This window comes from Streptomyces sp. RPA4-2 (assembly GCF_012273515.2).
Classification (GTDB): Bacteria; Actinomycetota; Actinomycetes; order Streptomycetales; family Streptomycetaceae; genus Streptomyces; species Streptomyces kaempferi.
In genome coordinates, this window is the sequence record NZ_CP050975.2 from 3,406,419 (window position 1) to 3,419,156 (window position 12,738).

The 12,738-nt window shown below is 71.7% G+C and carries 11 protein-coding genes, 1 tRNA gene and 2 pseudogenes; 11 read left to right on the forward strand and 3 right to left on the reverse strand.

Going from position 1 to position 12,738, the window contains the following annotated elements; genetic code table 11:
* Positions 1 to 7: 7 nt before the first annotated feature.
* The 7 genes and pseudogenes from HEP85_RS14750 to HEP85_RS14780 all read left to right on the forward strand — a co-directional run bounded on the left by HEP85_RS14750 (position 8) and on the right by HEP85_RS14780 (position 3,950).
* Positions 8 to 199: a mobile element transfer protein gene (locus HEP85_RS14750; RefSeq protein ID WP_069764280.1), complete on the forward strand. Its 192-nt coding sequence runs from the start codon at positions 8 to 10 to the stop codon at positions 197 to 199.
* A gap of 10 nt (positions 200 to 209) precedes the next feature.
* Positions 210 to 365, forward strand: a complete 156-nt coding sequence (locus HEP85_RS14755) for a DUF4175 domain-containing protein (protein ID WP_168528174.1) — start codon at positions 210 to 212, stop codon at positions 363 to 365.
* A gap of 23 nt (positions 366 to 388) precedes the next feature.
* Positions 389 to 719, forward strand: a pseudogene (locus HEP85_RS14760) (SpdD-like protein).
* A gap of 88 nt (positions 720 to 807) precedes the next feature.
* Positions 808 to 993, forward strand: a complete 186-nt coding sequence (locus HEP85_RS14765; protein WP_168528175.1) for a hypothetical protein — start codon at positions 808 to 810, stop codon at positions 991 to 993.
* The gene (gene repSA / locus HEP85_RS14770; protein WP_168528176.1) at positions 986 to 2,356 is read left to right on the forward strand and encodes a replication initiator protein RepSA; all 1,371 of its coding nucleotides are present in this window, start codon (positions 986 to 988) and stop codon (positions 2,354 to 2,356) included. The genes HEP85_RS14765 and repSA overlap by 8 nt, the downstream gene beginning before the upstream one ends.
* Complete coding sequence (locus HEP85_RS14775; RefSeq protein ID WP_168528177.1) at positions 2,353 to 2,556, forward strand: AlpA family transcriptional regulator; 204 nt, start codon at positions 2,353 to 2,355, stop codon at positions 2,554 to 2,556. Before repSA ends, HEP85_RS14775 begins: the two co-directional genes overlap by 4 nt.
* Positions 2,556 to 3,950 (forward strand): site-specific integrase, encoded by a 1,395-nt coding sequence (locus HEP85_RS14780; protein ID WP_168528178.1) that lies wholly within the window; start codon positions 2,556 to 2,558, stop codon positions 3,948 to 3,950. The genes HEP85_RS14775 and HEP85_RS14780 overlap by 1 nt, the downstream gene beginning before the upstream one ends.
* Before the next feature lie 179 nt (positions 3,951 to 4,129).
* Here the strand turns inward: HEP85_RS14780 and HEP85_RS14785 are convergent.
* Positions 4,130 to 4,202: transfer RNA gene (locus tag HEP85_RS14785), tRNA-Arg, on the reverse strand.
* Positions 4,203 to 4,513: 311 nt separating this feature from the next.
* On the opposite strand from HEP85_RS14785, the gene HEP85_RS14790 reads away from it, so the two are divergent.
* The 4 genes and pseudogenes from HEP85_RS14790 to HEP85_RS14805 all read left to right on the forward strand — a co-directional run bounded on the left by HEP85_RS14790 (position 4,514) and on the right by HEP85_RS14805 (position 10,979).
* Entirely contained in the window at positions 4,514 to 6,121 is a 1,608-nt protein-coding gene (locus HEP85_RS14790) for a dynamin family protein (RefSeq protein ID WP_168528179.1), read from the forward strand.
* 5 nt (positions 6,122 to 6,126) lie between these two features.
* Positions 6,127 to 8,384 (forward strand): annotated as a pseudogene (locus HEP85_RS14795) (GTPase).
* 341 nt (positions 8,385 to 8,725) lie between these two features.
* Complete coding sequence (locus tag HEP85_RS14800; protein ID WP_168528180.1) at positions 8,726 to 9,193, forward strand: single-stranded DNA-binding protein; 468 nt, start codon at positions 8,726 to 8,728, stop codon at positions 9,191 to 9,193.
* A 472-nt stretch (positions 9,194 to 9,665) separates the two neighbouring features.
* Positions 9,666 to 10,979, forward strand: coding sequence for a Cys-Gln thioester bond-forming surface protein (locus tag HEP85_RS14805; RefSeq protein ID WP_168533632.1), 1,314 nt, complete (start codon positions 9,666 to 9,668; stop codon positions 10,977 to 10,979).
* Between the two features lie 236 nt (positions 10,980 to 11,215).
* On the opposite strand, the gene HEP85_RS14810 is transcribed toward HEP85_RS14805, so the two are convergent.
* A complete protein-coding gene (locus HEP85_RS14810) occupies positions 11,216 to 11,830 on the reverse strand; it encodes a sigma-70 family RNA polymerase sigma factor (RefSeq protein ID WP_168528181.1) in 615 nt (204 codons plus the stop codon).
* 119 nt (positions 11,831 to 11,949) lie between these two features.
* Positions 11,950 to 12,663: a hypothetical protein gene (locus HEP85_RS14815; protein ID WP_168528182.1), complete on the reverse strand. Its 714-nt coding sequence runs from the start codon at positions 12,661 to 12,663 to the stop codon at positions 11,950 to 11,952.
* Positions 12,664 to 12,738 lie beyond the last annotated feature (75 nt).

A 12,738-nucleotide genomic window follows, 5' to 3' on the forward strand; every position in this document is an offset into this window, starting at 1 on the left:
ACCCGTCATGCCCGCCCGCGACCACTTCCACTCCGTGATGCGGATCGGCCCCGTGCAGATCGGCACCCACCGCGACCGCCACGGCCACACCAAACACGCCGCCGTGTGCACCAACGACCGCTGCGGCTGGTCCGCCGACTACTCCAGCCAGTCCGCCGCACAACTCGCCGCCCGCACCCACCGCTGCACCGCCCGCTGAGGAGACACCCGTGCAGGTCCCGCTCTGGCTCGCCCTGATCGTCGTCGGCTGGCTCGGCGTCAAACTCATCCGCCCGCCCTGGTGGCTCGTCGCCGTCCTCCTCCTCGGCGGCTACCTCCTCGCCGACAGCCTGCTCGCCCCCGCCATCGACACCGCCGTCAAGTAACAGCCCTGGAAGGAAGATCCGCCATGTTCCGTCCCAAGGTCCCGGCCATGCCCCAGCCCACCGGCTTCGTGACTCCGCCCGCGGTCGTCGAGCCGACCGCCGTCATCCAGCACACCCCGCAGGCCCCGGCTCCCGCTCCGTTCGTCTCTGCGGCTCCGGTCCCGGCGCGGCCGGCCGTGCAGCTCACCCCCGGGCGCCGTCATCGCCCTCGTCGGCAGCGGCACCGCCGTGGTCCTGGTCGTAGGCGCCGTCCTGGTCTCGATGCTCCTCGCGGTCGCCATCACCGGCGCATCCATCGCCATCTGCGCCCTGGTCATCCGCTCGCTCATCAACGCGGACACCAAGCGGCGCTGACCGGCCCCCGGGCGGCCTCAACCACCAAGTCTCCGCCGCCCGGGAGCCGTGCCCCATCCCGATCTCGCAACCGGAAGGAACCCCCAGCATGACGCACCGCACCCGCCCGCCGTCCCGGATCTGCCCGAACTGCGACGGCTTCGCCTCCGCCGCCATCACCCTCGGCGGCCGCGACCGCAACGGCCACCTACGGACCATCACCGCCCACTGCCCCGCCTGCCACGGCACCGGGACCGCTCGCCGCTCGCCTGTCCGGGAGGGTGCTCGTGTCTGACACGCTCCTCGACCCGACCACCCTCGGCGACCTGCTGAGGGTGGCCTCGGCCGACGACTTCGACCGCTGGCACGAGCAGATCCGCCGCACCGGCGGCTGCGCCGACCCCATCCACCTCACCGGCTGGACCCTCACCAAGGACAAGACCACCGGCGAGACCCTCCACCACTACTCCACCGAATCCGAGCCCGGCGGACGGCTCCGTCTCGCGTGCGGCAACCGGCGGGCCTCCCGCTGCCCCTCCTGCGCCTTCACCTACGCGGGCGACACCTACCACCTCATCCGCGCGGGCCTCGCCGGAGACGACCGCCGCGACATCCCCTCCACCGTCCGCGACCACCCCCGCGTCTTCGCCACCCTCACCGCCCCCTCCTTCGGCCCCGTCCACAACCGACCCGACCGCGGGACCTGTCGCTGCGGCACCCGCCACCCCAGCGACGATCCCGCGCTCGGCACAGCGCTCGACCCAGCCGCCTACGACTACGCGGGCGCCGTCCTGTTCAACAACCACGCGGGCGACCTCTGGCAGCGCTTCACCACCCGCCTCCGCCGCGAGATCGCCGCCCGCGCCAGCCTCACCCGCCGCGAACTGCCCGACCATGTACGGCTGTCGTACGGCAAGGTCACCGAGTTCCAGAAGCGCGGCGCCCTGCACTTCCACGCCGTGATCCGCGTCGACGGACCCGAAGGACCCGACACCCCTCCCCCGTCCTGGGCAACGGCCGACCTCCTCACCGACGCCATCCACGCCGCCGCCGCGCACTCCTACACCTCGGTCTCCGTCCCGGCCGCCGACGCGCAGCCGGCGCGCACCTTCCGGTGGGGAACTCAGCTCGACGTCCGCCCCGTGAAGGCGTTCGGGGACGGCTCCGACATCACCGAGCAGGCCGTCGCCTCCTACGTCGCGAAGTACGCCACCAAAGCCGCGGAGAACACCGGCACCCTCGACCGCCGCATCGGCGAACTCGCCGAACTCGACCGCCACCAGATCCCCGACCACACCCGCCGCCTCATCGAAGCCTGCAAGCACCTCGACCCGCTCTATCCCGAACGGCGGCTGTGGGCGTGGGCTCACATGCTCGGCTTCCGAGGCCACTTCTCCTCCAAGTCGCGCCGCTACTCCACCACCCTCGGCGAACTCCGCCAGGCCCGCGCCGACTACCGCGCCGCACAAGAACGCGACGCCCTCGGCCTCGAGGATCGCGAGCCGGACACCGTCCTCGTCCTCGCCGACTGGCAATACGCCGGCCACGGCCACACCCCCGGCGAATCCGCCCTCGCCGCCACCATCGCCCGCGACCTCCAGCACAACCGCGAAACAGCCCGCGAAGCCTTGGCGGAACTGGAAGGAGCTATTTCGTGACGACGTCCACTGTGAGGTCGCGAGACGAAAAGCTCACGCTCGCCGAGGTCTGCGAGGAGCTGAAGGTCTCCCGTTCCACCTTCTACGACTGGCGGGCCAAGAGGCGCGCCCCGCGTTGCATCAAGCTCCCGAACGGCGATCTCAGGATCCGGCGGAGCGATCTCGATCACTGGCTCGACGACCGTGAGGACGCCGCCTGATGGAGACTTCGTACGACGTCAAGATCTACAAGATCCTTACGTACAAGGGCGCCCGGAAGACCACGCACACCGTGCGATGGGTGGTCGCGGGCAAGCCATGGCGGGAGCCCTTCCGGACCGTTGCCCTCGCCGAGGGCTTCCGCTCCGAGCTCATCCGGGCGACGGGCAAGGGTGAGGCCTTCGTCATCGCCACCGGGCTGCCGGTATCCCACCGCTCCAAATCGGCCGCCATGAGCTGGTACACGTTCGCCGTCGAGTACGTGGACGCCCGATGGCCGGAGCTCGGCGGCAACAGCCGCAAGAACACCGCCAAGACCCTGACGGCGGTCACGATCGCCCTGCTGCGGGCCCAGCCGACCCAGTTCGCCCCGGTGGCCGTGCGGACCGCGTTACGCGAGTGGGCGTTCAACTCGTCCCGTCGTGCGGAAGCTCCCCGCGACGTGGTGACCATCCTCAGGTGGGTGGAACGCAACTCTCTGCCCGTCTCGGCCTGGGAGGACGACGAGAGGGCCGACGAGGTCCTGCGAGCCGTCGACACGCGCCTCGACGGCAGGCAGGCGGCCGCCTGGTCCCGGAAGCGGCACCGCCGGATCCTCAACGTCGTCATGAAGCACGCGATCCGGCGGCGCGTCCTGCGGACCAACCCGCTCCCCAAGGGCAAGGAGTCGACTGCCGTCACCAAGACCAGCAACGCCGTGGACAAACGGTCCTTGCTGAACGCGGACCAGGCGGCGGCGCTCCTCGACTGGATCCGGCGCCGGCCCCGCGGCGGAAAGCGACTGCACGCGTTCTTCGCGACCCTGTACTACTGCGCTCTCCGGCCGGAGGAAGCGGTAGCCATGCGCGTGCAGGACGTCACCCTCCCCGGACCGGATGCCGCGGACCAGTGGTGCGAGCTGCTGATCCACACGGCGACCCCGGAGGTGGGCAAGCAGTGGACCGATACCGGAGAGATCCACGAGGAACGCGACCTGAAGGGCCGTGCCGAGGGCGAGACACGCAGCGCGCCGGGGCATCCGGCACTGACCCGCATCCTGCGGCAGCACATCGAGGACGAACAGCTCAAGCCCGGTGACCTGCTCTTCCAGGGGGAGAACGGCGGCATTCTCGCGGGCTCGGTCATCCGCCGGGCATGGCGCGGCGCGCGGAAGGCCGTCCTGCCCCCGCACGTCTTCGAGTCGCCCACGGGGAGGCGCGTGTACGACAACCGCCACACGCGCCTGACCAAGTGGCTGAACGACGGGATTCCACCCGCACAGGTGGCGGACTGGGCCGGCAACAGCGTCCCGGTGCTCCTGGCGACCTACGCGCGATGCGTCGAAGGGCAGCTTCCTGACCTGAAACGGCGCCTCGAAGCCGCGGGAGATCTCCCCGAGCCGCCCGACGCGGGCTGAGGGTTCCCGCCCAAAACTTCGACACGTATTCGACACAGCCACCCGCGAAAACCCGGTGACAGCCGGACGACCCCGGACCTTCCCCTTGATCATCGGGGAGGTGTTCGGGGCTTCGTCGGCCCGAGGGAAACATGCCCTGACCTGCAAAAAGCCCTCCCATAGGGGAGGGCGGAGACTTGCGCCCCCGGCAGGACTCGAACCTGCGGCCAAGCGCTTAGAAGGCGCCTGCTCTATCCACTGAGCTACGGGGGCCGGGTGTGGTGGCCGGTGTCGCAGTGCCCGGGTGTGGGCCGATCCGTGACCTTGTCGGGGACAAGGATAGGGCTCCCGGGTCCTTGTCCCTGGCGCTTCGCCTCCGTGGCTCGATGTGGAGGTTCAGTGAAGCGGTCCTGATAATCGCAGGCAGGTACGAATCATGCACCGCTTTTGGCGCCCGGCGCCCCGGGTGTTGTGCACTCGTTATGCCTGCACCCCAGTCGCCCCTTCCACCCCGATGTGTCCTGTCGGCGCGCAGGCATGTCCATATGCTTCAGAAAGCCTCCAAAATTGGGCATTCTTCGCATGTGGTGACCTTGGACGTACGGCCCCAGCTGCTCGACGCACTCTCCGCCCTGCGCGACCGTGTCGCCGCCGCACGCTTCCCGCTGCCCCTGGCGGGGGCTCCACGCGCGCGTGCCAACCGCGACGAACTGCTCGCACAGCTCAACGACTATTTGGTGCCCCGGTTGAGAGACCCCGAAGCGCCACTTCTGGCCGTGATCGGTGGATCCACCGGCGCGGGTAAATCCACCCTGGTCAACTCCCTCGTGGGAAGCCGGGTCAGCGAGGCCGGGGTGCTCCGGCCGACGACCCGTACACCGGTACTGGTGTGCCATCCGGAGGACCATCACTGGTTCAGCGGAATGCGGGTACTGCCCGACCTCACCCGCGTGTGGACGCCCCACCAGGAGCCCGGCGACGACCTGGCCCCGCCCGTCGAGCGAGGCGAACGGGTGCTGCGGGTCGAGACCGTCGACACCCTCCCCCGCGGCCTCGCCCTGCTCGACGCCCCCGACGTCGACTCCCTGGTCGCCGACAACCGCGTACTCGCCGCGGAACTGATCAGCGCGGCTGACATCTGGGTCATGGTGACCACGGCTGCGCGGTACGCCGATGCCGTGCCCTGGCACCTGCTGCGTACCGCCAAGGAGCACAGGGCCACCCTGGTCACCGTCCTCGACCGGGTGCCCCACCAGGTGGTGTCCGAGGTCTCGCGGCAGTACGGCGCGCTGCTGACCAAGGCCGGGCTCGGCGAGGTGCCCCGCTTCACGGTGCCCGAGCTGCCCGAGTCGGCGTGGGGCGGCGGCCTGCTGCCCGCCTCCGCCGTCGCGCCGTTGCGTACGTGGCTCGTGCACCAGACGCAGGATCCCGGCGCCAGACGCCAGGCGATGGCCCGTACCGCACATGGGGTCCTCGACTCCCTGAAGGTCCGGATGCCGGAACTGGCGAGCGCGGCCGCGGCACAGTACGCCGCCGCGCTGCGGCTCACCGCGGCCGTCGACGGTGCGTACGACAGGGAGCACGCGCGCGTGCAGGGGCGTCTGCAGGCCGGTGCCGTGCTCGCCGGGGACGCGCTCAAGCGGTGGCGCGCCTATCCGCTGGACTGCACCGCCGGCGAGTTGCTCGACTCGCTCGTCGAGAGTCTTGCCGCCCTGATGCTGTGCACCGTCACGGCAGCCGACGAACGTGTGGACGAGGCCTGGCGCCGCGAACCGGCCGCGCAGGTCTCCGAGCTGACGGACCGTGATCCGGCCCTGGAAAGCCCCGAGCATCGGATCGGGGTGGCCGTACGACGGTGGCGGCGGGTCCTGGAGGAGTACGCCGAGGACGAGGTCGGTCACCTCGACAAGAGCGCGGCCCCGGACGCCGAGACCGTCGCCGCGCTGGTCGCCACCACGCTCCTGGGCGGCCGACGGGCCCAGACCGCGGGTGAGCAGCTCGCCGACCGGATCGGCGCGCAGGGTGCCCTGCGGCTGTGCGAACGGGGCGGACACCTCCTCACGGAGTACGTCGACCAGACGCTGCACACCGAGCGCGAACGGCGCCTGGCCCCGCTCGACGCCCTCGACGTCCATCCGGAGCCCCAGTCCGAACTCATCGCCGCGCTGTCCGTACTGCAGAAGGAGAGGTGACCGCGATGACCGCCGTCACAGACCACACGGACCACACGGATCACACAGATCGCTCGGATCATGCCGAACACACGGATCACGGCGAGCACATCGACCGCACCGGAGACAGGCCCTCCGAAGACGGCGTGTCGGGCCACGGCGTGTCGGACCACGGCGTCTCCGAGCGGGACGCCGCCGCCCAGGAGGCCTCCGCCCAGGGGGCAGCGGGCGCCGGTCCCTCCGTGGGCTCGCAGGACGAAGGCCGGTCCCCAGTGGGCACCCACCAGGAAATCGCGGACAGGGAGCCCGTGCCTGGTGCGTCCCGGCACGGCCACAAGGACCACGAGGGCCACGGAACCCATGAGCCGTACAAGACCCGTGAGACCCGCGAGGCTCGTGAGACCCACGAGACCCGCGAGACCCGCGAGACCCGCGAGGGCACCGAGGCCGCCGAGAACCGCCCCCCGGACATCCCTCACCACGCCGGCCACACACACCAGGAGCGCGACCCGGCACACACGCGCGTGAAGGACGACGCCGGGCACGCGCGCGTGAAGGGCGACGGCACCCCCGCCCGTACCGAACCCGAGTCCGTCTGGGACGACGGGCTGATCGCCCGCCGCGCGTCCGACGCTCCCGGCGGCCAGGAATCCCCGGCACCGGAGACCAGGACCGCCGCACAGGCCCCCCGCCCCCTCTCGCGTACGACGGCCCCCTGCGCTCGCGCCTCGACGCGCTCCGGGAGCTGGTCGGGCTGTCACGCGCCCGTCTCGACGGCAGGACGCTCGCCGAGGCGGGCAGGGTTCTCGACGAGGCGGCCGCGCGGCGCAAGCTCTCCGGGCAGCACACCGTCGTCGCCATCGCCGGAGCCACCGGCAGTGGCAAGTCGCAGCTCTTCAACGCGCTCGCCGGGGTGGCCATCTCCGAGACCGGTGTCCGCAGGCCGACCACCGCGGCACCCATCGCGTGCAGTTGGAGCGACGGCGCGGCGACGCTCATCGACCGGCTCGGCATCCCGGGACGGCTGCGCAGGCGCCCTCTGCAGAGCCCGGAGGCGGAGGCCCAGTTGCACGGTCTCGTCCTGGTCGACCTGCCCGACCACGACTCCGCCGCCGTCCAGCACCGCGAACACGTGGACCGCATCCTGGCACTCGTCGACGCGGTCATCTGGGTCGTGGATCCCGAGAAGTACGCGGACGCCATGCTTCATGAACGCTATCTGCGGCCCATGGCGGGACACGCGGAGGTCTCCTTCGTGGTCCTCAACCAGGTGGACCGGCTCCCCGGCGAGGCCGCCGACCAGGTCCTCGACGACCTGCGCAGGCTGCTCGACGAGGACGGGATCGCGCTGGGCGAGTACGGCGAACCGGGCGCGACCGTGCTCGCGCTGTCCGCGCTCACCGGGGACGGCATCGGCGAACTGCGCGAGGCACTGGGGCAGTTCGTGGCCGAGCGCGGCGCAGCCGCACGTCGAATCTCAGCCGATCTCGACGCGGCCGCCACCCGGCTGCGGCCGGTGTACGCGACCGGCCGGCACACGGGTCTCAGCGAGGAGGCGCGCGACGAGTTCTCGGACCGGCTCGCGGACGCGGTGGGCGCCACCGCGGCCGGCCAGGCGGCCGAGCGCGCGTGGCGCCGCAACGCCAACCGCGCCTGCGGCACCCCCTGGCTGCGGCTGTGGCACTGGTGCCAGGACCGGCGCGACCCACCGACCGGACGGCATGCGCTGCGGATGCCCGCCGACGAGGAGGCCACGGCCCGCCAGCGTGTCGAGCAGGCCGTCCGTACGGTGGCGGACCGGGCGGCCCGTGGTCTCCCCGCACCCTGGGCAATGGCGGTGCGCGAGGCGGCCGTACGCGGTGCGCAGGGGCTGCCGGAAGCTCTGGACGAGATGGCGACGCGTGCCACGACACCGGCGGGGCGGCCGCCGCGGCCGGGCTGGTGGCCGGTCGCCGTCCTCGCCCAGGCGGCGATGACGATCCTTCAGATCGTCGGCGGGCTGTGGCTGCTGGCGCAGATCATCGGGTTCATGGCGCCGAACCTCTGGGTGCCGGTGCTGCTGATGGTGGCGGGCATCATCGGCGGTCCGTTCGTCGAGTGGAGCAGCAGACTGGCGGCGCGCGGGCCGGCCCGACGGTACGGACTCGACGCGGAACGACGGTTGCGGGAGGCCGCCGCCGGGTGTGGGAGGGCGCGGGTCCTGGATCCGGTGGCCGCGGAGTTGCTGCGGTATCGGGAGGTACGGGAGCAGTTCGGACGGGTCACGGGGGCGACGGTCGGTTAGCCGGGGCCGGCTGCTTGCCCGTGACCGGTCGGCCGGCCGGCCTGGGCAGGTCGTTTGTCCGGGGCGGTCGGTGAACTGGGGCCGCCGGTGGCCTGAGGCCGCCGGTGGCCTGAGGCCGCCGGGTGGCCTGAGGCCGTCGGCGACCTGGGTCCGTCGGCGACCTGGGGACGCGGCCGCGACCGATGGCGCCGCACTCCCACGGGTGACGCGGTTGTCCACAATCCTCGGGCGGTGCACAGCGCCCGGCGGGCTCGGCCCGGCGAGGGCAGTCTGGATCCGCGGCGATCGCAGCGCATGCGATCGCCGCGACAGACGCAGTCGTACGGGAGAGGGGTCCGGGCATGAACGAGACGATGGTCTGCGCGGTGGGCAACGTGGCGACACAGCCGGTGTACCGAGATCTGGCGAACGGAGCCTCGGCGAGGTTCCGACTCGCGGTGACGGCGCGGTACTGGGACCGCGAGAAGAACACGTGGACGGACGGGCACACCAACTTCTTCACCGTGTGGGCCAACCGAGCGCTCGCCACCAACGTGGGGGCGTCTTTGTCGGTGGGAGATCCCGTCATCGTGCAGGGCAGGCTGAAGGTACGCACCGAGACGCGCGAGGGGCAGAGCTGGACGTCGGCGGACATCGACGCGGTGGCGATCGGCCACGACCTCTCCCGCGGCACGTCGGCCTTCCGGCGCCCGCACAAGGAAGGTGACACACCGCCGGCTCCCCGGCCCGAGCCCAACTGGGAGACGGGGCCCGGCAGTCCGTCCGAGGCCGCTTCCCCTCAGCAGGCGGTACCGGCCGGGGTGACCTGAGCCCGGATCGGGACGGTCGCGTGCGTGTCCGGGCGGTGAACACGGGGACGGTGCCGCTGTCGCGCGCATCCCGGCCATCGGACGGGCCGACCGAACTGCGGCTTATCGACGCATACATGATGCTTCGTCACGGAGTTCTGCTCCGACACCCGCCATGGATTTGTCGATAAGCGCAGCTCACAGCCTTGCTGACCGATAACGATTCCGATTCGGATCGGTTATCGGATGGAATGCCCGGGGAGCGTGGTGCGCCGCGTCCTTAGGATGCCGGGCATAGCTCACGGGGCTTCTGATTCTGCTGGCGGGACCGTCCCCCCATGTCAACGGGTCCTGCTCGAAGGGGAATTCTGTGTTTTCTGCGCTCTCTGCGCTCTCTGCGTTCTCTGCGGCGTCCGCGGCGGCGGCGCGCAGGCGAGGGGCCGGCCGCCTCGTCGCCGCGACGGTGGTGTCGGGACTCGTCGCCGCCGGAGCGATGGTCACCACGGGTACGGCCGTCGCGGACGAGGTCCCGCGGAGTCAGGGCGGCGCGACCGCGACCATCACCGGTCTGAAGACGTACGGGCCCGCGGTGATCCACGACAACGGCCAGGACCAGCAGGTGTCCGCGGGTCTGTTCGAGATGTCCGTCGACAACGGCGGCATGCTGCAGACCTACTGCATCGACCTTCACAACCCGACCCAGCGGGACGCCAAGTACCAGGAGACGTCCTGGAGCGGCACGTCGTTGAACGGCAACAAGGACGCGGGCCGCATCCGCTGGATCCTGCAGCACTCGTACCCGCAGGTGAACGACCTGGCGGCGCTGGCCGAGAAGGCCGGCGCGAGCGGCCTCACCGAGCAGGACGCCGCGGCCGGCACACAGGTGGCCATCTGGCGGTATTCGGACGGCGCCGACGTGGACGCGGTGAACCCGCAGGCGGAGAAGCTCGCGGACTATCTGCAGAAGAGCGCGCGGAGCATGCCGGAGCCCAAGGCCTCACTGACCCTCGATCCTCCCGCGATCTCCGGTCACGCCGGCCAGAAGGTGGGCCCGATCACGGTGCGCACCGACGCTGACAGTGTGACGGTGACACCGCCCGCGGACGCCTTCGCGAGCGGCGTGAAGGTCGTCGACAAGGACGGCAGGCCGATCACCTCCGCGGCCAACGGCAGCCGGCTCTACTTCGATGTGCCGAAGGACAGCCCGGACGGCTCGGCGGCCCTGTCCCTCCAGGCGTCGACGATCGTGCCGGTCGGCCGGGCCTTCGCCTCGGAGACCCGCAGCCAGACGCAGATCCTGGCCGGCTCCAGCGAGTCAGCGGTCTCCGCGACGGCGACGGCCACCTGGGCCGCGGAGGGCGCGATACCCGCGCTCTCCGCCGAGAAGAACTGTGCCGAGGGCGGTGTGGACGTCACGGCGGCCAACGCGGGCGACGCGCCGTTCACCTTCGAGCTGATGGATGGCGAGCACACGGTCGCGGCCGGCAAGTCCCTGACGGTGACGGTCCCACTGCGGGAGGACCAGGCATACGCCTTCGCGGTCACGGGCGCGAACGGCTTCGAGAAGCGGTTCACCGGCATGTTCGACTGCAAGACACAGGGCAGCGCGAGCGACGTCACGACCCAGACGGTCGGTGAGCCCAGCCCGGCCGCGTTGGACGCCACCTCCACCGGGGGCACCGACCTCGCCGAGACGGGCGGCTCCACCGCGACCCCGATCATCACGGGCACCGCCATCGCCCTGGTCGTCGTTGGTGGCGGGATCATGTTGCTCCTCCGCCGGGAGAAGACGCCGACGCGGGACTGAACAGGCGCCGGGCAGGCACTGAGCGGCACTGCACCTTGGCAACTCAACAGCGAGTGACCGCGAGCACGGTGTCCTCGTGAGCCCGCGGCCCCGGCCCGCCCCCCAGGCGTCCGGGGCCGCGCCCTCTCCGGCCTCCATGCCCTCGCTCACACGGCAGGCGGACCCGTCAGGGCCCGCCACCTCGTGCCAGGCCGCACCCGTCAGGGCCCGCCACCTCTCACGACAGACCGCCCCCGTCAGGCCGCCGCGTCGACCGGCCCGCAGCGCTCGGCGTCGGACAGCGAGGCGATGAGCGAGGTACGGGCACGGGCCACGCGTGAGCGGACCGTGCCGATCGGGCAGTCGCTCACCAGGGCCGCCTCCGCGTAGGGCAGTCCCAGGAGTTGCGTCAGCACGAAGGCCTCCCGGCGCTCCTCGGGCAGTCCGGCCAGCAGGTCGTCGAGCGCGATGCCTTCGTCGAAGCCCGGCAGGCCGCGCGGCTGGGCGCGTTCGACGGCGAGTCGCCAGTCGTCGAAGTCTGCGGGCCGGGGCCGCGTGGCCGCGCTCCGGAAGCTGTCGATCACCGCACGGCGCGCTATGGCCAGCAGCCAGGCGCGGGCCGAGGAGCGGCCCTCGAAACGGTGCAGGCTGCCGAGGGCGCGCAGGAAGGTGTCCTGGGCCAGGTCGTCCGCGGACTGCGGGTCCACGCCGAGGTAGGCGACGTAGCGGCGTACGTCCCGGTGGAGGGCGCGGACGAAGTGGTCCACGGCTTCGGGGTCGCCGCCGCGTGCGGCCATCGCCCAGGCCGTCAGCGAGGCGTCACGTGAGGTGGGCAGGGCAGGAGTGGTCACCTGGTGTCCTTCTCGGGTCATCCGGGATCCGGCCCCCGGAGCGCAGGAGTGGGCCGGGGGTCCGGTGAGGGAGACGGCCGCGCGCGGAGGCGCGGCCGGGCCCGGGACGCACGGTGGTCGCCCCGGGATACCGGCTGTCGTCAGACGACAGCGGTCCCGGCGGGCGGGCCCCGAGAAGTGATCGCGTGGACGAGAAGGAGCAGACGCGGAGCGCGCGCCGGACGATGACGGCGCAGGCGCGGGCGTGGGTGGCCCCCCGGGGCAGGCAGCGCGAGGAGCAACCGCAGTGGGGCGGCCAGCCGGGCCGCGAGGGCCCGCAGGATGCGGAAGGCGGCGCGCTCTCCGTGCGCGAGCCAGAGGCCGCAGAGCAGGGCGGCCACCAGGTGGGCGGCGAGCATGCCGAGCGAAGAGGCGCCGCCCGCCCCGTCGCCCATGTGGTCCATGGCCCCCATGACCCCCGTGTTCATGGAGTCCATGTGAGCGGGCCCCATGGGCATCGCACCCATCGGCATCGCGCCTGTGGACATGGCGCCAGTGGACATGACTCCCGCGGAAATGGAGCCCATTCCCGGGGTGCTCGTCGGGGGCGAGGCGGATGCCGACGCCTGGGCGAGGGAGAACGTCGAGTGGAGTGCCGCCTGAGTGACCATCACCGCGGAGACGATCAGGGGCAGCCCACGCTCCCGGCCGGCCAGGCCCCACCCCGTGCCGCCGATCACCACGACCGAGGCGCCGAGGACCCGTGGGGGCACCTCACCGCCGGACATCATCACGTGCCCCAGGGCGGCGAGGAGCACACAGACGGCAGCGAACACCGCGGCCCGTACCGTGCGCGAACACCACCCAGCTGTCATGGCGGCCTCATCCTCGCATCCGGGTGCCGGTCGTCACGGACTGGTACGGAAATTTCCCACACCCCGCTCATCCCC

What these genes read in the sequence shown, in the direction of transcription:
- HEP85_RS14750 (WP_069764280.1), top strand. Translation starts at nt 8, where the DNA reads ATGCCCGCCCGCGACCACTTCCACTCCGTGATGCGGATCGGCCCCGTG.
- HEP85_RS14765 (WP_168528175.1), top strand. Translation starts at nt 808, where the DNA reads ATGACGCACCGCACCCGCCCGCCGTCCCGGATCTGCCCGAACTGCGAC.
- HEP85_RS14780 (WP_168528178.1), top strand. Translation starts at nt 2,556, where the DNA reads ATGGAGACTTCGTACGACGTCAAGATCTACAAGATCCTTACGTACAAG.
- HEP85_RS14800 (WP_168528180.1), top strand. Translation starts at nt 8,726, where the DNA reads ATGAACGAGACGATGGTCTGCGCGGTGGGCAACGTGGCGACACAGCCG.
- HEP85_RS14805 (WP_168533632.1), top strand. Translation starts at nt 9,666, where the DNA reads ATGGTCACCACGGGTACGGCCGTCGCGGACGAGGTCCCGCGGAGTCAG.
- HEP85_RS14810 (WP_168528181.1), bottom strand. Translation starts at nt 11,830, where the DNA reads ATGACCCGAGAAGGACACCAGGTGACCACTCCTGCCCTGCCCACCTCA.
- HEP85_RS14815 (WP_168528182.1), bottom strand. Translation starts at nt 12,663, where the DNA reads ATGACAGCTGGGTGGTGTTCGCGCACGGTACGGGCCGCGGTGTTCGCT.